General features: G+C 62.9%; 25 protein-coding genes. 2 read left to right on the forward strand and 23 right to left on the reverse strand.

Annotated elements, in window-relative coordinates:
- Positions 1-102 precede the first annotated feature (102 nt).
- Positions 103-294 carry a type II toxin-antitoxin system RelB family antitoxin gene (gene relB / locus AC1RME_RS13715; protein ID WP_096821372.1) on the forward strand — a complete coding sequence of 64 codons (192 nt, stop codon included), beginning with the start codon at positions 103-105 and terminating at the stop codon, positions 292-294.
- Here relB (AC1RME_RS13715) and AC1RME_RS13720 read toward each other — a convergent pair.
- The 23 genes from AC1RME_RS13720 to AC1RME_RS13830 form a co-directional block, all read right to left on the reverse strand.
- The gene (locus tag AC1RME_RS13720) at positions 287-505 is read right to left on the reverse strand and encodes a hypothetical protein (protein WP_096821328.1); all 219 of its coding nucleotides are present in this window, start codon (positions 503-505) and stop codon (positions 287-289) included. The two genes, relB (AC1RME_RS13715) and AC1RME_RS13720, sit on opposite strands and share 8 nt — an antisense overlap.
- 94 nt (positions 506-599) lie before the next feature.
- On the reverse strand, positions 600-791 hold the full coding sequence (gene relB, locus AC1RME_RS13725) for a type II toxin-antitoxin system RelB family antitoxin (RefSeq protein WP_096821327.1): 192 nt from the start codon (positions 789-791) through the stop codon (positions 600-602).
- Positions 792-858: 67 nt separating this feature from the next.
- On the reverse strand, positions 859-1,239 hold the full coding sequence (locus AC1RME_RS13730) for a DUF6124 family protein (RefSeq protein WP_096821371.1): 381 nt from the start codon (positions 1,237-1,239) through the stop codon (positions 859-861).
- A 786-nt stretch (positions 1,240-2,025) separates the two neighbouring features.
- Positions 2,026-2,886: a CsgG/HfaB family protein gene (locus tag AC1RME_RS13735; RefSeq protein ID WP_493091416.1), complete on the reverse strand. Its 861-nt coding sequence runs from the start codon at positions 2,884-2,886 to the stop codon at positions 2,026-2,028.
- 29 nt (positions 2,887-2,915) lie between these two features.
- Positions 2,916-3,347, reverse strand: coding sequence for a curli assembly protein CsgF (locus tag AC1RME_RS13740; protein WP_096821325.1), 432 nt, complete (start codon positions 3,345-3,347; stop codon positions 2,916-2,918).
- A complete protein-coding gene (gene csgE, locus AC1RME_RS13745; protein WP_096821324.1) occupies positions 3,344-3,736 on the reverse strand; it encodes a curli production assembly/transport protein CsgE in 393 nt (130 codons plus the stop codon). The genes AC1RME_RS13740 and csgE overlap by 4 nt, the downstream gene beginning before the upstream one ends.
- Entirely contained in the window at positions 3,733-4,284 is a 552-nt protein-coding gene (locus tag AC1RME_RS13750; RefSeq protein WP_096821323.1) for a type II secretion system protein, read from the reverse strand. The genes csgE and AC1RME_RS13750 overlap by 4 nt, the downstream gene beginning before the upstream one ends.
- Positions 4,259-4,633, reverse strand: coding sequence for a type II secretion system protein (locus tag AC1RME_RS13755; RefSeq protein WP_096821322.1), 375 nt, complete (start codon positions 4,631-4,633; stop codon positions 4,259-4,261). The genes AC1RME_RS13750 and AC1RME_RS13755 overlap by 26 nt, the downstream gene beginning before the upstream one ends.
- A gap of 5 nt (positions 4,634-4,638) precedes the next feature.
- Complete coding sequence (locus AC1RME_RS13760; RefSeq protein ID WP_085733232.1) at positions 4,639-5,112, reverse strand: type II secretion system protein; 474 nt, start codon at positions 5,110-5,112, stop codon at positions 4,639-4,641.
- A 2-nt stretch (positions 5,113-5,114) separates the two neighbouring features.
- Positions 5,115-6,962 carry a secretin GspD/PilQ domain-containing protein gene (locus AC1RME_RS13765; RefSeq protein WP_096821321.1) on the reverse strand — a complete coding sequence of 616 codons (1,848 nt, stop codon included), beginning with the start codon at positions 6,960-6,962 and terminating at the stop codon, positions 5,115-5,117.
- Positions 6,959-7,477, reverse strand: a complete 519-nt coding sequence (locus tag AC1RME_RS13770) for a hypothetical protein (RefSeq protein ID WP_096821320.1) — start codon at positions 7,475-7,477, stop codon at positions 6,959-6,961. The genes AC1RME_RS13765 and AC1RME_RS13770 overlap by 4 nt, the downstream gene beginning before the upstream one ends.
- On the reverse strand, positions 7,477-8,025 hold the full coding sequence (locus tag AC1RME_RS13775) for a GspMb/PilO family protein (protein ID WP_011333432.1): 549 nt from the start codon (positions 8,023-8,025) through the stop codon (positions 7,477-7,479). The genes AC1RME_RS13770 and AC1RME_RS13775 overlap by 1 nt, the downstream gene beginning before the upstream one ends.
- Positions 8,012-8,557 carry a PilN domain-containing protein gene (locus AC1RME_RS13780; protein WP_096821319.1) on the reverse strand — a complete coding sequence of 182 codons (546 nt, stop codon included), beginning with the start codon at positions 8,555-8,557 and terminating at the stop codon, positions 8,012-8,014. The genes AC1RME_RS13775 and AC1RME_RS13780 overlap by 14 nt, the downstream gene beginning before the upstream one ends.
- Before the next feature lies 1 nt (position 8,558).
- Positions 8,559-9,362 (reverse strand): hypothetical protein, encoded by an 804-nt coding sequence (locus AC1RME_RS13785; protein ID WP_096821318.1) that lies wholly within the window; start codon positions 9,360-9,362, stop codon positions 8,559-8,561.
- Positions 9,343-11,049, reverse strand: a complete 1,707-nt coding sequence (locus tag AC1RME_RS13790) for a GspE/PulE family protein (protein WP_493072788.1) — start codon at positions 11,047-11,049, stop codon at positions 9,343-9,345. The genes AC1RME_RS13785 and AC1RME_RS13790 overlap by 20 nt, the downstream gene beginning before the upstream one ends.
- 83 nt (positions 11,050-11,132) lie before the next feature.
- On the reverse strand, positions 11,133-11,666 hold the full coding sequence (locus tag AC1RME_RS13795) for a response regulator (protein ID WP_096821316.1): 534 nt from the start codon (positions 11,664-11,666) through the stop codon (positions 11,133-11,135).
- 235 nt (positions 11,667-11,901) lie between these two features.
- Positions 11,902-12,663 (reverse strand): SurA N-terminal domain-containing protein, encoded by a 762-nt coding sequence (locus tag AC1RME_RS13800; protein WP_096821315.1) that lies wholly within the window; start codon positions 12,661-12,663, stop codon positions 11,902-11,904.
- Positions 12,664-12,678: 15 nt separating this feature from the next.
- Positions 12,679-14,229 carry an ABC transporter substrate-binding protein gene (locus tag AC1RME_RS13805; RefSeq protein ID WP_096821314.1) on the reverse strand — a complete coding sequence of 517 codons (1,551 nt, stop codon included), beginning with the start codon at positions 14,227-14,229 and terminating at the stop codon, positions 12,679-12,681.
- Between the two features lie 9 nt (positions 14,230-14,238).
- Complete coding sequence (locus tag AC1RME_RS13810) at positions 14,239-14,859, reverse strand: SCO family protein (RefSeq protein ID WP_096821313.1); 621 nt, start codon at positions 14,857-14,859, stop codon at positions 14,239-14,241.
- A complete protein-coding gene (locus tag AC1RME_RS13815) occupies positions 14,856-15,506 on the reverse strand; it encodes an SCO family protein (RefSeq protein WP_096821312.1) in 651 nt (216 codons plus the stop codon). The genes AC1RME_RS13810 and AC1RME_RS13815 overlap by 4 nt, the downstream gene beginning before the upstream one ends.
- Positions 15,507-15,519: 13 nt before the next feature.
- Positions 15,520-17,442: a YncE family protein gene (locus AC1RME_RS13820; protein WP_096821311.1), complete on the reverse strand. Its 1,923-nt coding sequence runs from the start codon at positions 17,440-17,442 to the stop codon at positions 15,520-15,522.
- Between the two features lie 27 nt (positions 17,443-17,469).
- A complete protein-coding gene (gene mnxG, locus AC1RME_RS13825; protein WP_493091417.1) occupies positions 17,470-23,289 on the reverse strand; it encodes a manganese-oxidizing multicopper oxidase MnxG in 5,820 nt (1,939 codons plus the stop codon).
- Positions 23,290-23,491: 202 nt separating this feature from the next.
- Positions 23,492-24,103: a lytic transglycosylase domain-containing protein gene (locus AC1RME_RS13830; RefSeq protein WP_085733246.1), complete on the reverse strand. Its 612-nt coding sequence runs from the start codon at positions 24,101-24,103 to the stop codon at positions 23,492-23,494.
- A gap of 202 nt (positions 24,104-24,305) precedes the next feature.
- On the opposite strand from AC1RME_RS13830, the gene gspG reads away from it, so the two are divergent.
- Positions 24,306-24,734 (forward strand): type II secretion system major pseudopilin GspG, encoded by a 429-nt coding sequence (gene gspG, locus AC1RME_RS13835; RefSeq protein WP_096821309.1) that lies wholly within the window; start codon positions 24,306-24,308, stop codon positions 24,732-24,734.
- Positions 24,735-24,744: the final 10 nt, after the last annotated feature.

Raw genomic sequence — 24,744 nt, forward strand, 5'->3', positions numbered from 1 at the left:
GAAGTGCAGGCTCTAGGATTTGCCGGGACAACTTGATCCTCATGGAGCTTGGCCTACATGCAACTCATCCAGACAGCGACGACAGCGATACCCGGAGGTTCCATGATCGACCCACTGTGCCCGGTTGTTTCGGATCTTGATCCTGAGGAACAGTCTGCTAGTTATGATCGTTGGTTTAGGGCCGAAGTACAGGCCTCTCTCGATGATCCGCGTCCGAACATCCCGCATGACCAGGTGATGGCCGAGATACATGCCTTAATGGAATCAATGCGCAAAAGGGCTGATGCTAATTGAGATTAAATATGCGACTTATAGCGGCTCGAGCCTTCTTGCCGTCTGCCTCGTAAAGCCCATGCAACAAAGCCTGATCGGTTAACCGATGGAGACGGAAATGGTTGTAGAAGGCTTGTCCCAATCGCTGATTATCAAAGGAACCCATTTCCCACAGGCCCAAGAATTCTGCATAGGTAGCGCTGTCGATTTCCAGTGGTGGTGAAAGGTCCATGCGCTCCTCAAAAATAGTTAGTCGTCAGGAAGCAGTAGAGTAGCCGCAATCGGCATTGCGCTTTTCTACTTTTCACATTGCCAACGCAAAGCACTCACCCCGCCTCATGCTTTCTTCGTTTGTCCTCCATCAGGGCCGACATTTCAGCCATCACCTGCGCATTCGGAATGCTGGGTCGTGGGTCATCGATTGAAGCCTGTACTTTGGCACGCAACCAACGGTCATAGCTGGCGGCCTGCTCTTCGCTTTCGAAGTCTGAAACGATTGGGGAGATCAGGGGATCCATGGTGACTCCAATTTGAATATGAAAAACGCGGCCCTGTTCTTGGGTCGCGTTTTTTATTGGGGATGGATCAGTCCTTCAGCTCGACATGATCCAAGGCCTGATTTACGGCCAGCTCACTCAACATGAGGATCTGTGCGATACCCAGCGCGGTCTTGCGGTGGGCGGGGTCGAGGGTGGCGGCGAAGTTGTTGAGCATTTCGCTGGCGGAGCCGAGGGATTCGCAGGCGTTAGCGAGCAGGGATTCGGTGTTGTAGACCGGGTTGGCGAGGTACATCGGGGCGGGTTCGTTGACGCTGCCCATGATGTGGGCGCCGGGGCAGAGGTAATGGTCCAGGGCGCGTTCGGCGGCTTCGTGGAGTTTTTTTGAGTTGATGGAGGTGTATGGGGAGGTTGGGTCGGTTTCGAGACTGGCCTGGTTTTCGGGTGGGTTGGGTGTTGGTTTCTTCATGGTCATTTCGTCCTCATTGATGGTTGCAGCCGGCCCAATCGACTTCCAGGAAGAATGGGTGGCAGCAGTACGCGGGCTGGAAATCCGGGGAGAACGCGACCCGGCAGACATAAATGTCTCCCGCGCACAGCCGCCATAACAGCGTGCACACAATGAAGGTGCGCAAGCATACGTTATGAAAAGCGATTTCGCTTTCTCGCACATCCGGGTTTCCAGACCCGATCGCTGAATTGGCAGCGACCGAAACAGGCTAGAGCCCGCGCTTCCGACGGACAACCTGAAAACCTTGTGGGAAGGATCGTTAAAACAGACACAACTTTTAAACATTCAAGAATGGAACGCGGAGCGTCCCGGGCGGCATTCCCACGCGGAGCGTGGGAACGATCAAAGCAAAAGCAGTCCGCTTTCTGCTTTATGCTTTTCGCTTCTAACCACTCAACACAATGAGCGTTAGCTCGAGTACCGCTTTTGACGTGCCGGCCCCTTCGGCAGGCTGAGTGGAGGGATTTATCCGGGGGTGGGAGCGCAGCGACCGTTCGACGAAGTCGAACACATCGAGAGGAGGTGCAGCGAAGCAAACCGGAGGCGATGCCCCCGGATGAATCCCGGAACGAAGGAACCCCGAGCCCCAGCGAGGGGCCGAACGCCGGGGCCCAGACCTTTGCTTCCTTTGGGGCGTTTGCCAAAGGGAGTCGCTGTAAGAGCGAAACCGCCAGTGGCAACACCCAAAAAAACGGATATACACACAACCTCAAAAGAACCTGGTCGGCCCTAAGGCCGCCACGTTCACTCTGCCTCAGGATCAACTTTGTTCTGGGTGAGATACCGATTCAAAGTCTCATCCCCCGCAGGCGAAGAATTATCCCCCGCCACCTGCCACAACCGCCGCTCAATCCCCTGCGCCAGCAAATGCCCCACCGCCGCCTCGATCGCCGACAACACACACAACTGAGCCGGCTCATTGGTCGTATACCCCGCCTCAGCCTCAAGCAACTTCTTGAACTCGATAAACTTGAACACCCCGGCACTGCGCGCCACCGAATAAATCGTCTTGCTGGTCATCACATTCGCCAACACCTGCCCGCTGCGCACATCCACCGCGCGCAAATTCACGGTCACCTGATCCACCCGGTACTCACGGAACAGATCAATCCCCAGATACCGCGCCCCTTCCCCGCCGCTGCGCACGTTGGTGTCATAAGCAATGATCCCGCCCTCAAGCATCATGTTCGCCGCCTGCAACGGCGGCAGTTCAGCCTGGATGTTCACCGGCGTATTGGGCTTTTTCTGCGACGCACGAATGATCTTGCGTTCGGTCAGCAGGTTCTGCAGCCCTTCACGCTCAAGCACCACAAACCAGCCACTGGCCTGCAAGGCATCCATCAACATCGACGCCGCGCCCTGGGTGACGCTGGTGGAAAACGAACTGGCCGGGGTCGGTTTGTACTGTCCGGTCTGGTCACGGAAGCCGTACACCACCGCCATCAAACGGCCCTTGGGTCGGGGCATTTTCAGCAAGTCGTAGTAGGTCGAGGCCCTGGGGGTCAGGGTCGGGGTATCGGTGTCCTGCTCGGCCGACATCGGCTCGCGCAGACCACACCCTTGTAATGCTGCCAACATCAGCCCTAGCGCTATTATTTTTTTCATGTCCATCACTCCCCGGAACCGTCATCCCGTCATGGGTTGAGGCCGTTCACCTGAATTTCGGAAACTTGCCCGGTCGCTCGATCGGTCACTTCAATCGTCAGTGCCCCCGAGTCGTCGACCACGTTGACGATAAAAGCGTCGGTGGACAGGCTCCCCGTGTTGCCGGTGGAGATGTTGTCCAGCAGTTGCCCTAGCAACCGCGACTGCAATTGACTGGTGAAGCGTTCGAGCGCCGAAGTCCCGGCCACAGTCGTGCGCTTTTTCAGATCCGGGTCATCGAAATCGTTTTGCGCCTGGGCGTTGTTGAGCAGCCAGGTGCCGTTGAGCGGGTTGCCGCCGAACGACGGGTTGACCGGCGTGTAGACCAGTTCGGTGGCCTGGACGGCGGCGGCGCTGGCGAGCCCGATCAACAACCCCGAGATCCAGAATCCGCGGCGCCGTGAGAACGTTGTCGTGTTCATAGTTCGTCCTTCTCAAGGTCGGTGGTGTCCTGCAACAAGGCTTCCAGCTTGCGCCGGACGACCTCCAGTCGAACCGAGTCGGCGGCCTCGTAGGCCTCGTCCTTCAGTTCTACGGTGTTCGGCGGCAGGAAGCGCCGATACACCAGGCGTTGCTGATATTCCACGGTCACAAGGCTCCCCCAGCGCGCGTCGGGGCGCTCGCGCACCACCAGGTTGAAATCCATCGGGCTGGTGTCGCGCAGGCGTTCGCTGAACGAGTAGTAAAAGTCGTGGCCGATGTGCGAGATCGTGTCGTCGACGATGAAGCCCATCATTTCGTCTTCCTCGGCGGCGCTGGCGCAGCACGCCACAGCAGCGAGGATCAACGCGCACCACCACGGACGGCTCATGGCTGCAATGCCTGCGGCAGGGCCGACTGGCCTTTGACCGGAGACCCGTTGCCAGGGCCGGTGCCATCGAGAAAGGCTTTTTCAGCCACGAACTGCCAGTCCGAATAACGCTGCATCCCTTCAAAATCCGACCACTGCGACGGGAAGTCCGCCTGTTTCAACGGCACCTCGGTAGACGGACTGTTGATCCCGGTGATGCGCCCGTCGAAGCCCCGTTGCAGCGCCCATTCACCGCCGCCAATCGGATCCGGGTAGAGCTGGCGCAGGTGATGCCGTGGCTCAGGAAAACGTTCGTCCTGCAGCAGGTCGGCCAGGTCTTTCGGGTACTGCGCCAGCCCTGGTGAACTGCGGTAGTAGCTGCGCAGCGCCTGGGCGTATTGAGTGCCGACCCACAGCAGTTGCTTCTCGCGATCGCGCCGCGAAACCGTCGACCACAACTCGCCGGCACTGGCCAGGCCCATGCCCATGATCACGATCAGGAACAGCACGCCCAGGTAGGTGAACCCGCCCTGCTCAGCGCGCTTACCACTCGGAATACTGGCTGCCATCACGCGCCCTCCCGGTAGCACCGCTCTTGATATCCGCCACGCCGCCCGCCACACCTTCCGGCGGTGCGACGAGCACCCACTGGTCATTGCGTTCAGTGATCGGGTCCAGTGGCGCATTGCGCAGGTAACGCTGTTCGACCAGTTGCTCAATGGAATCGGGATAACGCCCGGTGTCGCCGTAGTAGTGATCCAGCGCCTCGCGCATCGCCGACAGGCTCTGGTGCAACGTGGTTTCTTTCGAAGCTTCGAGACTGTTGAAGTAGCGTGGCAAGGCGATGGTCATCAGGGTCGCGATGATCGCCATCACCACCATCAGTTCGAGCAAGGTAAAACCCTTTTCCCGGCGCATGAGAGTCACCACTCGCGGTAAGCGATGCCGTTGAGGCCACGGCCCTTGGCGTGGGAGTAGACGTCGAACACGTCTTCGCCATCGCGCGGGTTCTGGGCCGAACTGTCGTAGGCCCGCAGGCCCCAACCGCCGTTGTCGTCACGTTTGGCCGGCACCAGCGGATCGCGGGGTATCCGGCGCAGAAAGTAGAACTTGGCACCCTTGGCGCTACGCACGTCACGCACGCCTTCGACCAGCACCTTCAGGTTCGGCGGGTAACCGCTGCTGTTCAGCGATTTCTCGATGTAGCCGGCATCGAAGGCACGCTTGTAGGCGTCGATGCCATCGCGAATCTGATACAGCGCGGTGCGCAGTTCCTGCTCCTTGCCACGCCGTACCAGGGTCTCGGTCAGCGGCGCAGCCATGCCGGCCAGCAGGCCGATCAGGGCCAGCGTCACCACGACTTCGATCAAGGTAAAACCGCGCTGGGAAGCGTTCATGATCAAGGCTTCTCGACAGTGACACGAGTGGTTGCCACGGCGGCATCGCCGATGGCGCGAGGCTGCGCGGCAGGCGTCGGCATCACGAAATTCTGCGAGCGATCCGGTGCCTGGATGTGCATGCTGGTTTCGGTGCCGGTCGGGAATTCCATGTCCGACGGGCTCTGGTACGGCAGGTTGCGCACGATCCGTGGGGTGATCGACAGCACCAGTTCCGATTTGCCGATGGTGTCCTTGTTGCTACCGAACAGCCGGCCCAGACCGGGAATGTCGCCGAGGCCCGGAATCTTGTTGCCGGTGGCGCCATGGTCGTTGCGCACCAGGCCGGCAAGGATCTGGGTTTCGCCGTCGTGCAGGCGCAGCGAGGTCTGCGCGTTGCGGGTGTCGACCTGCACAGGGATCGTCCCTTGGCGGGTCGGTTCCAGCGGCGTGGCGTTACTCACTTCCAGGGCAATCTTGATCGCCACTTCGTTGTTCAGGTGCACCGTTGGAGTCACTTCGAGCTTCAGACCGACATCCAGATACGTGACGCTTTCGGTGATCACCGGCCCTTGCGTGGACGGCACCGAGGTGGCGCTGATGATCGGCACGCGCTGACCGATGTGAATGCGCGCCTGCTCACGGTTGCTGACTCGGATCACCGGGCTGGCGAGGGTGTTGATGTCGTTGTCCTGCGCGTTGATCTTGGCCTGCGGCGATGGCCCGATCGAGATGCGGTCGGAGTTGATGCCCTTGAGCTGGCCCAGCAGCGTGACGGGCGAACCATCACTGTTGAGCACGCCGAAGGTACTCGGCCATTGCAGACCCAGATCGAGAATGCGCTGGGTGGCAACCTCCATCACCTCCACTTCCAGCACCACTTCGGGGTTGGACTGGTCTTGCGATTGCAGGAGTTTCTCGGCCATGCGGATCGCGTCTTCGGTGTCGCGCATGGTCAGGGTGTTCAGGCGTTCATCGACGAACACGTCGCGGGTCTTGAGCATGGTCTTGATCATGTTCAGTGCGGTGTTGGCGTCGATGCTGGTCAGGTAGAAGGTGCGCATCACCAGCTCTTGATAGTCCTTGAGCTTCTGCGGCGAGTCCGGGTAGATCAGCAAGGTGTTTTCGTTCACCACTTTCTGGTGCAACTGGTTCTGTTGCAGCAGCAAGGCCACCGCGTCTTCGATGCGCACATCACGCACGAAGATCGTGGCTTTCATGTCCGGGCGCAGGTCCTTGTCGAAGATGAAATTCAGGCCGGCGACCTGCGACAGTACTTCGAAAATGGTCTTGAGGTTGGCGTCGCGAAATTCCAGGGTCACCGGGCGATCGAGCCGGGTGCGCAGTTGCGGGTACTGGATGACGTTGCGGCTCTGCACCAGACGGATGTTGCCTTGCAGTTCCAACGCACCGTCGTTCTTCGGATCGAGTTCGAGGATCTGTTTGACCTGGCGGTCGGCGCCGTAGATGTCGCCCCGGCGCAGGTCGCCACGGGCCAGCTCAAGTTTCTCGTCCATGCTGCGCAGGTAGTCGAGCTGACGCAGGGCATCCTGGGCGCGGCGGTTGTTCGGTTCGATGGTCAGCACCCGGCTGTAGGCCAGGCGTGCGTTGGCGAAGTCGCGGCGAGCGCGGTCGGTGTCGCCGGAAGTCAGCAACGCGGTGATCGCCTTGGCCCGGCCGCTGTTGAGCAGCAGGTGCAGCTCGGTGTCGCGAGGGTTTTCCCGCAAGCCTTCCTGGATCCGGGCCAGGCCCGCCTCGTACTGGCCCTGATCGATCAGGTCGGAAGCCTCCTTGTTGGCGACCTGCGCGGTGCTGCACGCGGCCAGCCCGGCGCACAGGCCAAGGCTCATCAGCAAACGGGATCTGTTCATTGCGTACTCCCCACAGACAAGGTCTGCGACAAATGCAGAGGCAGGTAGACCAGGCTCAATTCCAGATCGGAAATGCCGGTGATCTTCCAGGTGTCGTCGATCACATCCCCGTTGCGCACGACGTAGATTTTTTCGCCGTCCTGCAAAAACACCTGCAGGTCGCTGCGGTCATGCAGGCGGCCGACGAACTGAAACGGCACCGGTGGCAGGCTCGGGGCTTGCACCACCGGGGTCAGGTTGACGGGTTGTTCGGTGACGGTGGCCAGAGTCGGCGCGGCCTTCCAGGATTTGGCGGCGAACAGGTCGCCGGCCGGGCTCAAGTCCTTGATCGGGGCTGCGCCAGCCTTGGCGCTGCTGGCCGGCAAGGCGCCACGGGCGGTGGCTTTGGCCGGGGTCGAGACGGCGACATCAGTGGCGTCCGCGTCGTCGCTCGGCGAAAAATATTCGGGCAACCAGGCCAGCGCCGCCGCCACGCCGAAGAACGCCACCCACCCTGTTACACGCTTGGTGTTCATCACGACCTCGACAGGTAAAGGGTCATACGGATCCGCCCGGAGAGGTCGGTGTCGGCGATCTTCTTGCGTTGAAACTCGACGTCTTCCACCACCACCGCCGGCAACTGGCCGAGCAAGGCATGCAGGAAGCGGCGCAGTTGCGGATAGCTGCCACGCACCGGCAACAGGATCTGGTAGCGCGCCAGATGGGTCTTGGGATCGACGCCAAGGGCGTATTCGCCACGTGCCAGGGTGATGTGCTCCTGCGCGGCCAAGGCGTAGATGCGGTCGATGGCGACGGTGGCTTGCGGCTGGGCCGGCAGCTTGTTGCGAAAATCATCGAGCTGACGCTGCGGCACCACCGGCGGGGCAATGCTGCCGTCCTCGACCTTGGCCAGGTATTCGGTGGCTTCCTGGGTTTGCTGGCTGAGCTGTTGCAGCGATTGCCAGCCCGGCAGCAAACCGCCGAGTGCCCAGGCAAGTGTGACAAGCAGCAACGCCAGCCCGGCCAGACCCGGAACGCCGAGGCCTTGCAGGTATTCGTGGACGATCAGTCTAGGGATTCGCATCGCCCATCTCCCAGGTTGCCGACAGGTTGAACTGCACCGGTTGCTCCGGCGATTTGACGACGATTTCGTGGCTCAGCAGCGACACGTCGGACAGCTCGTCGCTGGCCTCCAGCCGTTTGTGGAAATCCAGCATCGCTTGCAGATCCCGCGCCTCGGCGCTGATCCGTACCTGCCCCTTGCGCGCATCCGGGGTCAGGGTCAGCAACGCGATGTCGTCGCGCGGCATGGCTTCGAGCATGGCGAACAGGCGTTCCCAGGGGCGGCGCAGTTGCTGCGAGACCTTGCGCATTTCGGCAAGGTTCTGCGCCTGCTCGCGGGTCTCGGCCGGGCTCAGGCTGGTCTTGGCATCGCTGTCCCCAGTGAGCTGACGCTGGGTGTGCTGCAAGTGACCTTGCTGCTGTTCGGCCTGATCGCCGAGGTGCTGCTGCACGCCGAAGCACACCAGCGCAAGGAACACACCGCCGCCGAGCAGGCTCCAGCCCAATGGGCCGGAACGTGGACGGGGCTGGAAGTCGAGGTTCAGGGCGCGCATCTCAGGCCACCGCCCGGGACATGACGTACAAGGCGTCACGCACGGTCATCGAGTCATCTTCGAGGGTCCGCAAGTGCACCCCCGCTACATCCGGTTGCGCATCGAGGCGCGCCGGGGCGTGCAAATAAACGTTGAACGCGCGTTCGCTGGTGGAGGCTTGCAGTTGCCGTTCGCGACCGATCAAAGCGCTCAGCGCCGCGTCACTGTCGCTGCCGCCCACCGAGCGCACCGATACCCAGCGCCCTTCCCTTGCCAGCAGCAACACGCTGCGTTGCGGCTCGGCGACCACGAACAGGAAGTCGCCAGCGTCGAGGCTTTTGTCGAAGCGGTTGAAGGCGCTCATCAGGTACGGCTGCACCGAACGCAGACGCAGGTTGCGACCGCTGACCAGGGTGCGCAGGCGTTCCAGCAGATCCTGCGGCAAGGCGCTGGCGATCCGGTCGTGACCGGCCGGCTCGGCTGACAGCACCAGACTCCAGGGTTGCGTCGGTACACCAAACAGGTCTTCGAAACACAGTTGGGCGAAGCCGCGCAGTTCTTCGGGGCTGCTGATCTGCTCGCTCCACGGCACCAGGCAGAAACGGCTGAAGTGCCCGGAGATCACCACGTTCAGCTCGGAACCTGCGCGAGCGTGTTCGCCGAGCAGACGGTCGAGGGTGTCCAGCGCCACGGTGTAGCTGTGGAAGCCTTCGTCGATGTAGCCGACGCTGCCCAGCCACAGGGTGTCGCTGCCCCGGCGCTGGCCGAGGCCGACACCGCTGGCGCCGAGCACGGCGATAAATTGATCACGCGATAAAAGTGACACGATTGATCTCCTCCAGCGTGGTCCTACCGTGCTCCACCAGCTCCAGCGCCGATTCGCGCAACAGGCGCAAACCACGGGCGCAGGCCAGGGCTTTGATCTGAGTGATGGGTTGGCGCTCGACGATCATCTGCCGCAGTTCGTCGTCCAGGTGCAGCAGTTCGGCAATCGCCGTGCGTCCGCGATAGCCGCTGCCCCGGCAGTGGCCGCAGCCCTTGCCGTGGACGAAGTGGTAGTGGCCGACCTTGTGCGGGTCGAGGCCTGAAGCGCGCAGTTCTTCATCGCTCGGGGTGGCCGGTGCGCTGCAACTGCTGCACACCAGACGGATCAGGCGTTGCGCGAGAATCGCGTTGAGCGCCGAGACCAGGCTGTAGGGGTCGATTTCCATTTGAGTGAAACGACCGATTACGTCGAACACGTTGTTGGCGTGGATGGTGGTGAACACCAGGTGCCCGGTGAGTGCCGATTGCACGGCGATCTGCGCGGTGTCCGGGTCGCGGATCTCGCCGACCATGATCTTGTCCGGGTCGTGGCGCAGGATCGAGCGCAGGCCACGGGCGAAGGTCAGGCCTTTTTTCTCGTTGACCGGGATTTGCAGCACGCCCGGCAACTGATATTCCACCGGGTCTTCGATGGTGATGATCTTGTCCACACCGTGGTTGATCTCGGTGATCATCGCGTACAGCGTGGTGGTCTTGCCGCTGCCGGTGGGGCCAGTCACCAGCACCATGCCGTAGGGTTCGGCGGCCAGACGCCGCAGCTGGCGCAGGGTTTCGTCTTCAAAGCCCAGCGCCTGCAACTGCACGCCGCAGACCTTGTCGGCCAGGTCCTGTTTGTCGAGTACCCGCAGCACCGCGTCTTCGCCGAAGATGCTCGGCATGATCGACACCCGGAAGTCGATCTGCCGGCCGCTGATGCCGATCTTGAAGCGACCGTCCTGGGGCACGCGTTTTTCGCCGATGTCCAGTTCGGCCATGACTTTGACCCGGGAAATCACCTGCTCGGCGAATTCGCTGCCCTGGATCTTGCTGATGTTGTTGAGCACGCCGTCGATCCGGTACTTGATCACCAGACCGTTGCCGGTGGTGCCGAGGTGGATGTCGCTGGCGTGCATTTTCAGCGCGTCGTAGAGGGTCGAGTTGACCAGTTTCACCACCACGCTCGAGTCTTCGCTGATGCTGGTCAGCGACAGGCTTTGCAGGGTGTCGACCTCGCTGCCGGCATCGGCCTGGGCGTTGAGCGATTCGACGGCGTGGAAGCTTTCTTCGTGGCGGGCCAGATAGGCCTTGAGGTCGTCGGCGTGCACCAGATACAGCGGCGCGCCGTGCAGGCATTCGTCGATCCAGGCCAGGCGCGCAGTGTCGAAGGGGTCAGCGAACACACCGATGACTTCATCGTTGTGCCGCAGCAGGATGAATTCACGTTTGAGGCATTGCGCGAGGGTGACCCGGTCGAACACCGGGGTCGCCAGAAACAGGGTGTCGGTGTCGAGCACCGGGTAATGCAGGGTGGCGCCGAGGCTGGCAATGAACGGCATCGGCGCCAGTTCGCAAAGGACATTGAGTGCGTCGAGCACCCGTTCCCCGGAGGTGCCGGCCCGCGCCCGGGCCTGGGCCAGTTGTTCACTGGAGAAGCGTGTCGGGGCACACGCAGGCTGCAACGCTTCGACGACAACGGACAGACGTTCCATGGCTTGCTCTCCAACACCCGGGGCTTGAGGCCCTGACGGCGCGGGAGGCGAGTTCGGCGAGTGCCGGAACGTCTATCGCGCCATTACTCCCCGGTGAGCATTTGATCGTCGTCCGGTGCCATGACCTCCGACCGGTTTCGTCGGCGGTCCGCCAGCACCCAACTGCCATCGTACAACTGCAACGGGAAGCTCTCGGTCCTGCTCTGGCGTCGTTCGACGAACCCTTCGGACGGGCTCGCACCGGGTTTCGCTTCGCGCTGGATCCCCAGAAGGTCGCAGACAGCTCGGGCCAGTTCCGCCAGTGGAAACGGTTTGAACAGGATGTGACTGACCCCCAGTTGCCGCGCCCGCTCACAGACTTCAGCGGTCGGGTGACCCGTTATCAGCACGAAATGACACGTCCTGTTCTGGCGGACCGCGTCGAGCACCTCGAACCCTTCCATATCGGGCAAGCGGTAATCGAACACCAGCACGTCGGGAGCGAAGGTCTCGGCCTGGCCGATTCCGTCTGCGCCGTCATGTGCAATCCGGACATCCAGCCCTTGCGCCGACAGATAATCCTGAAGGTTCTGTGCAAGCAGCTGTTCGTCTTCGACAACCAGTACTTTGTTAACCAAGGTCTACTCCTTGCAGCGACAGATCCGGCCTTTTCAAATCAACTGCCCGATCCTGCTGGAGTGCGCCTCACAAGAGGTAACGCACACTTCATGCCAGGCCGAGTGCCGGTAAATTGATGTCTTCATGTCCTTGAATTTGATGACAATGCCCGCTCGTCCCGGTACCCCGTTCCCCAGAAACGGGGAAGCACCTGAATGGGCATCGAAGCCATTCCCCACTATTGGGGGGGAACCTTCAATCGTCGTCAATTCGTTCGATCCTGTTCTGCGCCCGCAATTGCGCGAGCACCTGGCGACGAGCCTGGACCTGTTGCTGTCGGGCACGCTGTACCCGGACTGTTGCAAGCCCCTGCATCTGTGGGACATCGGCTGCCTCCAAGTGGTTCTGCAAATAGATCAAATGCCAGCCGAATGGCGAGCGAACGGCATCGCTGGCGAACGTTGCTCCCTCAATCACAGAGGCGCGCATCTGCATCAAGCGTAGACGCGCCGCCGCGTCTGTGGCGGCATCGGCGTCCGGCGCCACCCGAACCAGCAGATGCCGAGCCTGCAAGGTGTTGGCGCGGATCAACGCGGCGAACATCTGCTGCGCCGCCAGTTCACGTCGGGTGTATTCGGTGAACGAAGCTTCGTCGAACCCCGCATCCTGCAAACGCCGCAGGAAGTTGTCTCTGCCGCCGATGGCCACGCGAATCTGTTCGACCTGTTGCTGCACTGCTTGATCATCCACCTTCAGGCCACGTTTTTGCGCCTCCTGCCACAGCAGTTCCTTGTCGATCAGCGTGTCCAGCGCGGCCTGGCGCAGCTGTTTATAGGCCTTGGGACTGCGGATGCTCGCGACGGCGCGGCCCCGGTCTTCCAGGTACTCGGCGAAAAACCGTTCCAGACGAAACTCGGAAATCACCTCGCCATTGACCCGCGCCGCCACCGGCTCCGTACTGGCGAACGCCATCGGCAGCCAGCACGCCAGCAACCACAACACGCTTTTGAGCATCATGATCCAGGCCTCCGTTCAGGGGCTCGCGAGAATCGGTTTGTAGGGCGCGACCAGATAGAAGCGCTGATCGGGCAAGTCCACGGTGACCACATGCGCCCCGCTCAAGCCCGATCGTCGTCCGGGGCCGAAGCTGAGGCGCTGGGTCAGGCCGGTGTCGAAGTCGTGCAGGCCTTCGAGGGCCGCCACCATTTTTTCGCGGCTGGCGTCGCGCCCGGCCTGCTTCATGGCTTCGCTGAACAGCAGCATCGAGGCATAGGCGCCGACTTGCAGCACCGCATGCTGCGCGCCGAGGCCCTGATGTTCGCGCAGCAGGGTCAGGGCCATGCGCCCGGCCTGAGTCCAGTCGCTAGGCACAAAGGGATAGGCCAGGAATACGCGCCGGGAAAAGCCCTCGGGCACTTGCAGCAGGTCGCCCGCCACCTGGCCCGACGTGGCGAACAGGTACGGCACCTGCCCGGCATGCTGCAACCCCGCCGCCAGCCGACTGAAACCACTGCCGCTGCCCAGGTAGAACACCGAGCGTGAGCCCAGCGGCAAGGCATCCGCTGCCGGGTCGTAGGCCTGCATTCGGACATTTTTCCAGCCGTGATCCTGCAAGTATTGCCCCAGCGCCTGCGCGGCCTGCACCTGGGTCGGGTCGTCGGGATAGGCGATCAGCGTCGGCCCTTGCAGCACTTTCAGGCTGGCGGTGGCGTAGTCGGCCAGGGCGATCAACTGCTCGCGCAATCCCGGCAGCGGTTCGAAAATCTGCGCACTGGCCTGCACCGAGCCCATCAAGGACAGCGTCCCGATCAGGGGCAGACCGGCCTGCTCCAGACGCGGTGCCAGTTCGCTATCCAGCGCCGGGGCCAGCGGGGCGATCAGCGCAAAGACCTTTTCGTCGACGATCAGTCGTTGCAGGGCCTGCTCGGCGCTGGCGCGATCCGGGCCGGGATCGACCACGGTCAGGCGCAGTTGCCGGCCATGAATGCCGCCCGCCTGATTGATCCGCGCCACGCTGCCGTTGAGCACCGCCGCCACCGTGGCGCCCTCCTCGGCCAGCGGCCCCTGGCTCGGCAGCAAAGTGCCCAAGTGCAAAGTCAGGTCATCGAGCCCCGGATCGCGATCATCGGCCAGGCGTTTGAGATAGGCAGTGAGGTTGCGCTGATCCTTCATCGACAGCAGAAAGCGCGGCATGCTCGGATCGAGCCGATTGTTGCCGGGGTCACGCCCCTCCTGAATCACCCGCGCCAGACTGCTGTCGGTGTAGGCCGGGTAGTTGCGGCCATTGATCTGTTGCTGACCGTGGAGGCTGGTCAGCCGCGACCAGTTCAGCTCCGGTGGACGCACGCCGCCTTCGGGTCGGCCGAGACCATCGGCACCGTGGCAGTTGGCGCACGGCAGGCTAGTGGCCGGCAGCAACACGTCCGCCGCACCGACCCGCGCCATGATCGCCTCGCCGCTGGCCGACAGGCCTTCGCGGTACAGGCGCTTGCCGGCGCTTTCCTCAGCGGTCAGCGGCAACGCGGCCGCGCCGAGGCTGGCGCCAGCGAGCAGGATCAAGGCGAGAACGCGGCGCAGGTTCATGGCGCGGACTCAGCGGCCGGCCACGGGCATTGTCAGCAGTTGCAAGCGCTGGGCAATGGCGGCGGCCGGGGCGTCGGGACGGATCTTGCTCCAGCGTTTGTTGGCGACATCGCCGACGATCAACTGGGTCGAGTGCTGCTCCGGCGTCGGCACGATCTGGCCGATGCGACCGAGCACCAGATCCATCTGCGCCTTGTCGCCGGTAAGGAAAAGCCAGTGAGGGTCATCGGCACCCTGCTTCAAGGTGTAAGCCTTGAGCACCGCCGGCGTGTCGCGCAGCGGATCACTGGTAAGGGAAATGAAAGTGATGCCGTCGGCCTTGTCGCCCAGCAGCTCGCGGACTTCCTTGAGCTTGCGGGTGATCAGCGGACAGGCATCGTTGCAACTGGTGAAGATCACGTTGAGCAGCACCACGCGATTCTGCAGCGCATCACTGTAAAAACGCTGGGTGACGCCGTGCTGATCCAGCAACGGCGTGTCGGTGAACCAGGTCTTTGCGTCGTGAGTGCCTCTGGCCGGCGCGGCGGCAACCGTCGCCGGGGCCTCGGGCGCGTGGCCTTCGTGGGCAAAGGCCACGTTGCCGAGAATCCAGAAGCACACAGTCAGGCTGATCCAGTCGAGCATTCTCATGGCTGTTGCTCCATGGCAATCGCGGTGTGTTTGGCGTGGGTGCGCAGGCCGCTGAGTTTTTCCACTTCCTTGGCCAGCAACGCCGGGTCGGTGAAACCGTAGTAGCGCATCCAGTGGCGGCTGTTGCCGTCACCGACGAGGATCAGCGGCTGATGGTTCTTGAAGTCACCGCTGAAACTGCCGAGGCCCTTGAGCGTGGCGCTGATCGACTGCGGCGAACCGGTCAGCCAGCTCCAGCCCGGCCCACGCTGGAAAGAGCGGGCGTAATCCAGCAGGCGTTTCGGGTCGTCGCGCTGCGGGTCGATGCTGATCGACACCAGTTGCACTTCGCCGCCGACCCGCGAACCCAGCTGTTTCTGCACCTTGCCCATGATCGACGAGACCACCGGACAAACCGTGGTGCAACTGGTGTAGATGAAACTCATGACGACGATTTTGTTGTGCACCAGATCCTGTTCCAGGCGCACGGTCTTGCCGTTCTGGTCGAGCAGCGGCACGTCGACGAATTTGACCTGGGTGTGTTCCTGGGTGCTGGCGGCCGGTGCCTTGTGCCCCGCGTGTTCGTCCGCCGAATGGGCTCGGGCCTGATGAATGCCAGCGGCCAACAGACACAAGGTCAGCAGGCCGGATGATGCGAATCGGTTCATGGCGTTGTCCTCGTCACTGAGTCTGACCGGGCAGCACCCGGACACTGGCAAATGTCTTGTCGTCGAAACCGGCGCCCAGCGATGCTGCGCGCACATGCAGGTACCAGGCGCCGCTACGGTCGAGGGTCACCGGGGCTTCGTACACACCGTCGGCGACTTCCAGCGCCGCGACTTCACGGGGCCGCGATGTCGGCGCGAGGAAGTAGCGCAACTGCACGTCTTTCACGCCGCTGCGCTGCACCTTTTGCTTGCCTTCAACGATGCGGAACCGCACCACGTACGGGTCGTTCAGCGCCACGGCGGTCTTGCCCGGCAGGAACTCGACTTTCGGCGGGCCGACGTGTTTTTCAGCCGCGCCGTCGGGCTCCACCTGCGCGCTGAAGCAATGAATGATGTTCGGTTGATTGAGCAGGAACGCCACGTCGAAACGCCCCGCCGCCGGCAGTTTCACCCGGGCGCTGTACAGGCCCGGCGACACCTCGCGCAGGCTGCGGTCGACAACCATCGCCGCACGCGCCACCTGCCCGCGATTGGGGTAACCGGACATCGGCGCGTTCATGCCTTCGGCGTAGAAATAGGTGGTGTTGTCCACCGGGTTGACCACGAACACCGCGTTGTCATCCCGCGACACGGCAAGGCTCGACGCCAGCGGCAAATCCCCGGCCAGCCGTGGCGGCTGCGGCCCGGCCTCGAAACCCTGGCTGATCGGCTGCCGTCCTTCGCCGAGCGACGCCAGATTGATCATGGTGACTTTCGGCGAGGCCAGGCCGCGCACGTAGGCGTAGGCCTTGGTGAACACCACTTGATAGGGTTCGGCCGAGACTTCCAGATCATGGATCGCTGAATCATTGGCCGCATCGATGACGGTGGCGCGATTCTCTACCGTGTTCAACACCACACCGAAGCGACCATCGGCGCTGAACCCCATCGGGCCAAGGCCCTGTTGCAGCTTGATCACCCGCCGCACGGCGCGGCTGTTGCTGTCGATCACCGTGACGGTGCCGTCCTTGCCATCGGCCACATATACCGCCCCGGACAGCGGCGAATACGCCACCGACAACGGGCTGGAGCCGGTTTTGATCTGTTGCAGGAGGCTCAGGCTGGCGATGTCGATGACGCTCAACGTGCCGTCGTCGCGGTTGCTGACGAAGGCAAAGCGGCTGTCCTTGCTGAAAGTGATTTCGTGGTGGCCACGACCAGTCGCCAAGTGTTTGAGCGGTTTCAAGCTTTGCGCGTCGATCACGGTGATACCGGACTCTTCGGCCTTCGCCGCGTTGTTGCCGACCCACAGCAGGCGCTCGTCCGGTTGCAATACCACCCGCACCGGTTGGCTGCCGGCGGCCACCGAGTCGAGGACTTTGAATTGCTCGCTGTCGATCACCGCCACCTCCCCTGCTGTCGGCATCGACACGAACACCCGTTTGTTGTCCCTGGGCGTGACCCAATCCATCGGCGGCTGCTTGAGTTCGATCCGCGCCAACGTACTGGTGATGCCGCCGACCGAGACCGACGGATCAATCACCGAAACGCTGGCATCGCGGTTCATCACCAGCAGGAAGTAGCTGTTGAGATCGAGTAGCGGCCGCGCGCCGATGTTGGATTTGAGGAACGTCCCGACCCGGGATTTGCAGCTCTTGTCGCGGCCCTGGGCCTGGTCGGCGGCAACGGTTTCGGGATCGATCCACGCTCCCGGCGCCACACCGGACAGCGGCTGGCCGGAGGCGCCATCGCTGACGCGAAACTGCACGTCGGCGAACTCGCCTTCACGCAATTTGCCGTCGCGAGCCAGCGGTTGCAGGTTGAATGCAATCGACACGCCGTCGCGGGTCAGCACCTGCCCGGGCCCGGTTTGCGCCAGGGCAATCTCGCTCAGCGTGAGCAACGCCCCGGCCATCGCCAGCAGGCAGACACCGATGATGTTGATGATCCTGTTCATGTCGCTCTCCCCTCGACTGCATTTCCGCTATTGGCCCTGAGGTGCCGGCTCGGGCTCATTGGTCACCCGCAACAACCCCCACAACCCCGCCGTGTTGCCGAACGAGGCGTTGTCGCGGAACAGGTAATCCCCCGCTATCGCGTTGGCACCGCCGGCGCTCGGCAACATGAAGCTGAAGTGCGCCGCCGGCAGCACGCTCTCGCGGGCGCCGATGTACATCGACATCGGGTTGTAGCCGAACTTCACCGAACCCACGCCGGGGGTGTTCATCGGGTAGCCGCCGACATCGCTCTTCTCCGACTGGAACGGATTGACCGACCACAGATGCCCGTCGAGCTGGAAGGTCGAGCCACGGCTGCCACCGGTCGGCATCAGGATGTGGGTGCGGAACGGCTGCCCCGGTCTGGCGTAGAACACCGGGGTCTGTGGATCGCCGCCGACCAGCGCGTTGCTGTACGCCATGTGTGCGTTCGGCACGTCGCCGTAACCGTGGCCGTCGGCACGGCCGAACGGTGCATCCGGCGCCAGGCCGAAGCGGTACCACATCGGTTCGGCCTTGTAGTTGATGGCCATGCCGGCGTTGTCCTTCGGATCGTTCGGCACGCCCATGCCTTCGGAGGCAATGCCCTCCACCGGCCGACCATTGGCCCAGCGCAGGTTCAGGGCACGCTGCCAGACCATCGCAAAATCGCGATAAGCCGTTTGCCCCGCCGCCGTCACCGTGGCGCTGACCTTGCGTGCATCGTCGACCCAGGTGGCGCCCGCCGGCAGGATGCTCATCGCCCCGCCCAGGCCTTTTTGCGGTTGTTTGATCACGTCCGCCGGGGTGAAGTTGAGGCCGCCGAACTCCACGGCTGTGGCGTTGATGTTGTCGACGCTGCGCCCCAGTTGGGTGATCGGTTTGCCTTCGCGCTCCAGGTGCCCGGCGTAGTACTGATAGGTACGGGTCGGGTACGCACCGGTGCTTCCGGCACGCGGTGGCACGGTCTGGATCGGGTTGGCGCCGACGTTCACACCGTCCGACTTGGTGATGTCGTAGGCCAGCAATTGTGCGTGCAGTCCGACGTGGCTGGACGGCCGCAGCAGGTTGTTGTTGAAGGTGGTCGAGCCATCACCACCGTTGCGATCACGCTTGACCAGGCCTTGCAGGATGGCGGTCTGCGCCAGATCGGGCATCACGCTTGGCAGGCGGTTTTCCAGGGTGATGTTGATGCAGTCCCCGGCAGCAGCGCGCAGCACCAGCGGCTCGACCGGAATGCCGGGTTTGAGCTTGCCGGTGGCTGGATCGAGATCCGCCTTGCGCACATAAAGGATCGCGGTCGGGTCATGGATCGGCCCGCTCTGACCGCCGATGGTGATGGTTTCGCCATCCTCTGGATCGCTCACCGTCACCTGCGGAATGCTCACCGGCCGCGAATTGAACACCAGCGTGCCGCCCGCCGGATTCAACGGCCCGCCAACATGCTGGCCGAGCCCGGCCGAGTCGCCGATGGTCAGCCCCAGCGGGTTGCGCAGGATGTCGTTGGCCAGCGCCGCGACCACTTCATAATTGCGCTGCACGGTGGGTCGGGTGCCGATGCCGTTGGGGTTGGCGCTGATCCGTGGGCAACTGCCTTCGAACGCCACGGTGTTGCGCATGCCGGTGGGTTTCGGGTTGTTCGGCAGCGCGAACAGGTCGTTGCGTTGCGCGGTGTAGTTGCGCATCACGCCCCAGATGCCGTTCCAGTAGCCTTCGATCGAGGCGTCCATTGAGTACAGATAATCCCCGGTGGTCGCCGCCGAACTCGACAGCATCGACACCGGCGCGATGAAGCCCATCTGCTCGGAGATCCCGACCATCTGCGAAGCGCGCCACCCGGAGTTGGAACTGTTGCCGAACCCGGAGCCGCTCTGCAGCCACTTCACGCCGTGCAGGGTGACGTTGTGCTCTTCCTCGTGGCCGCCGGCATGCACCCGCAACCGCACGTTATCGCCGGTGTAGGTGCGCAGCATCGGCGTGAACGGATCGCCCGGTTCGGCGCCACCCTTGTTGATGTGCGGCGGAAACTGCGTGGTGCCGCCAGTAGGCCCGGTGGCCGAACTGATCTGGTTCGGTGCCAGGTTCAGCGCCTGGATCGCCCGATCGGTGCGGCTCTGCATGGCGTACGCCAGGTCACCGCCGAGGCCGTCGGCCTGCATGCCGCGCTTGCCGTCCGGGCCGACCTTGTTCGGGTCGAACACCCGCAGGCCCAGCGGTTCGTTACGGTAGTTGACGACGAACATGCCGGGGTCATCCACGGAAATCGCCTGTGGGCACGGCCGGCTCGGGCAGCCCGGTTTGATCCCACCGCGCGCCTCGACCACCGCTTCGAGCAGGTTGCCGGCGTTGTTGCGCACCGGCGGGTTGATCGCAAAGCGGAAGCTGTCGGCCGTGGCCGGGAACGCTTGCGCATTCGGGATGCCGTTCGGGCCGGCGCCCACATACACCCCGGCTTCATAGGCGTGCTGGAAGTCGCTGTACTCCAGGAAGAACTCGCGGAAGCTGTCGTTCAAACCGTCGCCGTCGAGGTCGCCGGTGTTGATCACCGCTTGCCACGACGTCGGCCCGCCGTCCTGCCGCGCGCCGCTGTACAGAGGCTCGCCGGTTTCGGCGTGGAACCAGGTGGAACCGGCCGGTTCAGCCAATACGGTGGCGTAGAGGCCGATCTGTTGGTGCGTCGATGGGCCGAGATGGTCGTGAGTGAAAATCGTGCCGAGGCCGCGATCCACGCCTTTGCTGTTGATCACCGGATCGACGAACCAGCGCTGCATCGCCGTGCGCGCGCCCATCCAGTCGCTGCGCCCGTACTGGCCGAAAAACGGATGCGCCTTGGCTTTCGGGCAGGCCGGGGTGCCATCACGCGGGTCGGTGCCGGCGCACTGGTTGAACTCGCGGATCGCGTGCACACGCTCTTGCACAGCGCCTGGGGAAAGTACGCCGTCTTCATAGTTCCAGCCGTTGGAGGAACCGTCCGCCGCCGTCAGGTCCCACTTCGGCAGGTGAATGTGCTGGCCGATCACGTCGGTCGGGGTGCGCACCTGATAGTCGTCCATCTCGTAGACGGCCGGCACCAGGTTGGTTTGCTGGTATTGCACGCAGTCGAAGGTGTTCATGCGCATCACCAGCGGCTCTGGCGGACGCTGCTTGGTGATCACCGGCCAGGCGTCTTCCCACAGCGCCAGAATCCGGGCCTGCGGGAAGTGATAACCGACCTTGTTGTACACCGCGTCGAACTGAATGTTGGCGGCTTTGTAGACCCGTGGCCGGTCGGCGGTGAAAGCCGAGGCGCCGACGAAGGACATGCCATCGAGACGCTCGCCGCTGTTGAATTCGCCTGTACCGGCGCTGCTGGTCAGGCGTTTTTGCCGATCGTCCATGCACGGTTCGTAGTACGGCGCGCCGGCAATCGGCAAGGCGCCATTGGTGCGGAAGGCCTTGGCCACCACTTGATTGCCGGGCAGCAAGGCGAAGCTTGGGTGATCCTTTTTCGCGTGGAAAGCCATCGCCGCCTGTTCGACTTCGGTGCCCTCTTCGGGCAGATAAATCGGTTTGGCGCGGGTGACTTCCTTGGAGAAATCCAGCGACGTGGTCACGGTGAGCGCTTCGCCGCCAGCAGACTTTCCGTCCAGTGCATGACGCGGCAAACCACCGTCCCAGCCGCCGGATTGCGTCGGGTCGAGGTTGGCCCACAGCGCCTTGCCGCTGGCTTTGAGCGATTGCGCGGTGGCGGCGTCGAGCATGTCCAGCGGTGGAGTCGGCGGACGTTGCCCGACCGAACTTTCCATGCCGCCGATCCAGAACGGATAGCCAGGGTTTTTCAGGCTGCCGTCGGCGTTGCGGTTGGCTTCGCTGCGATCCACCAGGGCCAGAGAACCAACAGCCTGAGCGCCAGCGTTGCCGCCGTGGTGTTCATCGTCGCCCTCTTCTTCCTCATCGTCGTCATCGCTGGCGGCAACCATCGTTTCGCCGATTTTCGGCACAACCACAACCTTGCCCGGCATCGGCGCCATGGCTTTGCCCGGCAGCGGCACGATGGCGGGGATTGGCGTGCCGGCAATGATTTCGCCATCGGGCAAGGCGCGAGCACCCGCGGCCGGTTTACCGCTGCGCAGTGCATAGGGTTCGCTGTGGTAACTGTCGGCACCCTGCTGGGAAACCTCCAGTCGGGTGCCCTCTTCAAACACATCGTGCACCCGCCACATGGCCCACATGCCCTGGGCAAAGTGCGGATAGAAGTGGCAATGGTAGATCGCATCGCCCGCCACCCGGTTGCGATTGCCCGAGCCGCCATTGGCGATTTCATAGGTGTAGCCAGCCCCCGGCCCGATGCCCTGAGCGTCGACGTAATCGGAGTTGTCATCGTTGGGATTGAACAGCCACTGGTGACCGTGCAAGTGGAAGATGTGGTGCTCGTAACCGTTATGGGTGTTGCGGAATTTGACGAAGTCACCGATGTAGCTGTGGGCGACGTTCGATGGCTCAGACGGATACAGGGCCATGGTGGCTTTCACGCCGACCTGATCGGCACGTGGCGTCTGGCCGGGGGCGATGTTCTCAAGCCCGGTGTTGGCCGGCACGTCCACCAGCATCGCCACGTCGCCGACGGTGTGCGAGCTGAGGAAGAATTCTTCGTAGGCGCAGGACAGGCAATCGTGCATCGGCCCCACGCCCAAACGGTTGGCGATTACTTCGGCACCCATGCCGCCGGCACCGTAGTTGATCATGAACGAGTCGCGGGTCGGCTCCAGCACATGGCCCATCACCGGGTCGGCAAAGTACGCCGGGAACGCCTGGGTGACGGCGGTTTCGTCCTGGAACTGCGCGGCGAAATCGCGGAACGGCTCCAGCCGGTTGGGCAACGCCGGGTTGCGTTTGCCCACCGATTCCAGTGGATAGGTGATCGGCGGAAAGCTGCCGTCGGGGTTGCTGCCCATGACGATGGCGTCGCTTTCGCTGGAGATGATTTCGCTGCCGTCGACCATGCTGATGATTGGCATGCCGGCCTTGCCTTCGCGCAGCCACGGCTCGCGCTGCGGGTAACGAGCCTGGTAATCGACGATGGGATGTCCGGCGGGGGTGCGGCCAGTGCTGGCCAGGCGCATGTCTTCTTCAGTGAGGGTATTGCGGTAAGTGCGGCCGCCCTTGGGCACGACCACCACTTGGGCAAACAGACCATTGGCATTGTTGCCGGCCGCGCCCTCCCCGCCGAACGTCGCGCCACGGCTGCTGACATCGAACGCCCCTTCGCGCTCCGCGTATAACAGATAGGAACGGCTGGCACCGGGGGCGACCAGACTGTTGGCGTTGCGCCCGGTGAACGAGGCGATGTCATCGATGCTGTTCACCGCTTGCAGGCCGTTGACCTGGAAACCGACATGCCGGTCGGCGACTTGCTCGTCGGCCTTGAAGGCTTCGCCGACGTTGGCGTTTTCCTCTTCACCCTCAGGCTCGGAGTGATGGTTCGGGTTGGCCTGATACGCCAGCAGGTTTTGCAGGTTGATCGTCAGGCAGTCCCCCGCCGCCACGCGCAGCACCAGCGGCCGTGGACGCTTGTCCGGGCGCAGCGACACTTTGCCCGGCACCGCCGAACCGCCCTGTGCCAGTGACCGGTCATGGTCATCGACCACGTCGCGGCGCAAGGCGAACATCATGCCGTTGACGTTCTGCGCACCGAGGCGGTTGAACATCAGCGGCTGATCGAAGGCCACGACGTTGGCCACCAGATTGCGTTCGCAGCGCACGGCGGCGCTGGCCAGTTCGACGCTGAGCATCGAGGCCAGCAACAGCAGCCAGTTCAACAGGGACGGTGCGTGGTGAATGCCAACCATGATCGGAAACCTCGTAGTGGGTGCTCACAGGGAATGATTCTCGACAAAGCCCTCGGAGCAATCCGCATGCCACAAAAAATCGTGTTGCTGTTCAATCAGTTACAGAAATCATTTGAGAATCCGGGGGATTTTCCCCACCCGTTTCCCCGTTTTTCCGACCCGGCGGATTTACCCCGAAAGTGGGGAAAACCGGGTTGAAGCTTTACAACGGCGCGTCCGCCGCCAGCCCCTGCAAACGCCGGTACTGGCGCAGGACGCTGGGGACATAACGCTGTGTTTCGGCAAACGGCGGGATCACCCGTCCACGGCTGAGCACCGCGTCGGGGCCGGCGTTGTAGGCCGCCACGGCGAGCGCGATATCGTTGTCGAACAGGGTCATCAGGCGCTTGAGATACCGGGCCCCACCCTGGATGTTGGCCTTGGGGTCGTAGACGTCGGTCACCCCCAATTCCCGGGCGGTGTCGGGCATCAGTTGCATCAGCCCGCCGGCGCCTTTGGGCGAGGTGGCGCCGGGGTTGTAGTTCGACTCGGCGTTGATCACCGCGTGCAGCAAGGCTTCGGGCAAGTGATTGGCCGTGGCCGCCGCCGACACCAGTTCCGCGTAGGGCTGGTTGGCGATCAGTTGCGGTTGCCGGTCAAGGCTGACCACGGGCATTTGTGCCTCGTGAATCACCCGTTCGTAGGTGCGTCCGGGGCGGTGGACGTTGGACAGCACATAGCTGCCCTTGGCGTCCACGGAGACAAACACATCGGCCTCGGCGATGCCGGTCAACAGCATGCAGCCAAGCAGTCCTGCGCAGATTGGATTGAGCATTGGGCCTCCCCTGACAGGCCCCGAAAAATTGGGGGAAATGCCCCACTGACCTGTCGTGAATCAGCCGTACGCAAGCACTGTGCCGACTCTCGAGAAGCCCGTATTTCAAGGGCTTCAGCCCGCACGCAGGATTTATCGGGGGCTGAGCATGGCAATTGCATAAGCCCTCAGGCGACTCGGCTGCCACTCACCGGAGGTCATCATGAAGCTGCATGTTCGTCCGCGCACCCAACAGGGTTTCACCCTGCTTGAATTGCTCGTGGTGCTGGTGGTGCTCGGCCTGTTGGCCGGGATCGTCGCGCCCAAATATTTCGCCCAGCTGGGGCGCTCCGAAGTGAAAGTCGCCAAGGCGCAGATCGAAGGCCTGGGCAAGGCACTGGACTTGTATCGGCTGGAAGTCGGCCACTACCCGTCCACCGAACAAGGCTTGCAGGCGCTGGTCACCGCGCCGAGCGACGAGGCGAAATGGACCGGCCCGTACTTGCAGAAAAAACTGCCGCAGGACCCATGGGGCCGTAACTACACCTACCGCTACCCCGGTGAAAACGCCGAGTACGACTTGCTGTCGATGGGCAAGGACGGCCAGCCCGGTGGTGAAGGCGAAAACGCCGAAGTCACCAACTGGCAATGAGCGGAGCACA

The sequence above is a fragment of the Pseudomonas sp. GW822-FHT03F08 genome (genome assembly GCF_058801265.1).

What these genes read in the sequence shown, in the direction of transcription:
- AC1RME_RS13830 (WP_085733246.1), bottom strand. Translation starts at nt 24,103, where the DNA reads ATGCTCAATCCAATCTGCGCAGGACTGCTTGGCTGCATGCTGTTGACC.
- AC1RME_RS13805 (WP_096821314.1), bottom strand. Translation starts at nt 14,229, where the DNA reads ATGAACCTGCGCCGCGTTCTCGCCTTGATCCTGCTCGCTGGCGCCAGC.
- AC1RME_RS13760 (WP_085733232.1), bottom strand. Translation starts at nt 5,112, where the DNA reads ATGAACGCTTCCCAGCGCGGTTTTACCTTGATCGAAGTCGTGGTGACG.
- csgE (WP_096821324.1), bottom strand. Translation starts at nt 3,736, where the DNA reads ATGAGCCGTCCGTGGTGGTGCGCGTTGATCCTCGCTGCTGTGGCGTGC.
- AC1RME_RS13815 (WP_096821312.1), bottom strand. Translation starts at nt 15,506, where the DNA reads ATGAACCGATTCGCATCATCCGGCCTGCTGACCTTGTGTCTGTTGGCC.
- AC1RME_RS13780 (WP_096821319.1), bottom strand. Translation starts at nt 8,557, where the DNA reads ATGCGCGCCCTGAACCTCGACTTCCAGCCCCGTCCACGTTCCGGCCCA.
- AC1RME_RS13810 (WP_096821313.1), bottom strand. Translation starts at nt 14,859, where the DNA reads ATGAGAATGCTCGACTGGATCAGCCTGACTGTGTGCTTCTGGATTCTC.
- AC1RME_RS13755 (WP_096821322.1), bottom strand. Translation starts at nt 4,633, where the DNA reads ATGCGCCGGGAAAAGGGTTTTACCTTGCTCGAACTGATGGTGGTGATG.
- relB (WP_096821327.1), bottom strand. Translation starts at nt 791, where the DNA reads ATGGATCCCCTGATCTCCCCAATCGTTTCAGACTTCGAAAGCGAAGAG.
- AC1RME_RS13730 (WP_096821371.1), bottom strand. Translation starts at nt 1,239, where the DNA reads ATGAAGAAACCAACACCCAACCCACCCGAAAACCAGGCCAGTCTCGAA.
- relB (WP_096821372.1), top strand. Translation starts at nt 103, where the DNA reads ATGATCGACCCACTGTGCCCGGTTGTTTCGGATCTTGATCCTGAGGAA.
- gspG (WP_096821309.1), top strand. Translation starts at nt 24,306, where the DNA reads ATGAAGCTGCATGTTCGTCCGCGCACCCAACAGGGTTTCACCCTGCTT.
- AC1RME_RS13735 (WP_493091416.1), bottom strand. Translation starts at nt 2,886, where the DNA reads ATGAAAAAAATAATAGCGCTAGGGCTGATGTTGGCAGCATTACAAGGG.
- AC1RME_RS13770 (WP_096821320.1), bottom strand. Translation starts at nt 7,477, where the DNA reads ATGAACACCAAGCGTGTAACAGGGTGGGTGGCGTTCTTCGGCGTGGCG.
- AC1RME_RS13765 (WP_096821321.1), bottom strand. Translation starts at nt 6,962, where the DNA reads ATGAACAGATCCCGTTTGCTGATGAGCCTTGGCCTGTGCGCCGGGCTG.
- AC1RME_RS13720 (WP_096821328.1), bottom strand. Translation starts at nt 505, where the DNA reads ATGGACCTTTCACCACCACTGGAAATCGACAGCGCTACCTATGCAGAA.
- AC1RME_RS13800 (WP_096821315.1), bottom strand. Translation starts at nt 12,663, where the DNA reads ATGATGCTCAAAAGCGTGTTGTGGTTGCTGGCGTGCTGGCTGCCGATG.
- AC1RME_RS13790 (WP_493072788.1), bottom strand. Translation starts at nt 11,049, where the DNA reads ATGGAACGTCTGTCCGTTGTCGTCGAAGCGTTGCAGCCTGCGTGTGCC.
- mnxG (WP_493091417.1), bottom strand. Translation starts at nt 23,289, where the DNA reads ATGGTTGGCATTCACCACGCACCGTCCCTGTTGAACTGGCTGCTGTTG.
- AC1RME_RS13740 (WP_096821325.1), bottom strand. Translation starts at nt 3,347, where the DNA reads ATGAACACGACAACGTTCTCACGGCGCCGCGGATTCTGGATCTCGGGG.
- AC1RME_RS13775 (WP_011333432.1), bottom strand. Translation starts at nt 8,025, where the DNA reads ATGCGAATCCCTAGACTGATCGTCCACGAATACCTGCAAGGCCTCGGC.
- AC1RME_RS13750 (WP_096821323.1), bottom strand. Translation starts at nt 4,284, where the DNA reads ATGGCAGCCAGTATTCCGAGTGGTAAGCGCGCTGAGCAGGGCGGGTTC.
- AC1RME_RS13820 (WP_096821311.1), bottom strand. Translation starts at nt 17,442, where the DNA reads ATGAACAGGATCATCAACATCATCGGTGTCTGCCTGCTGGCGATGGCC.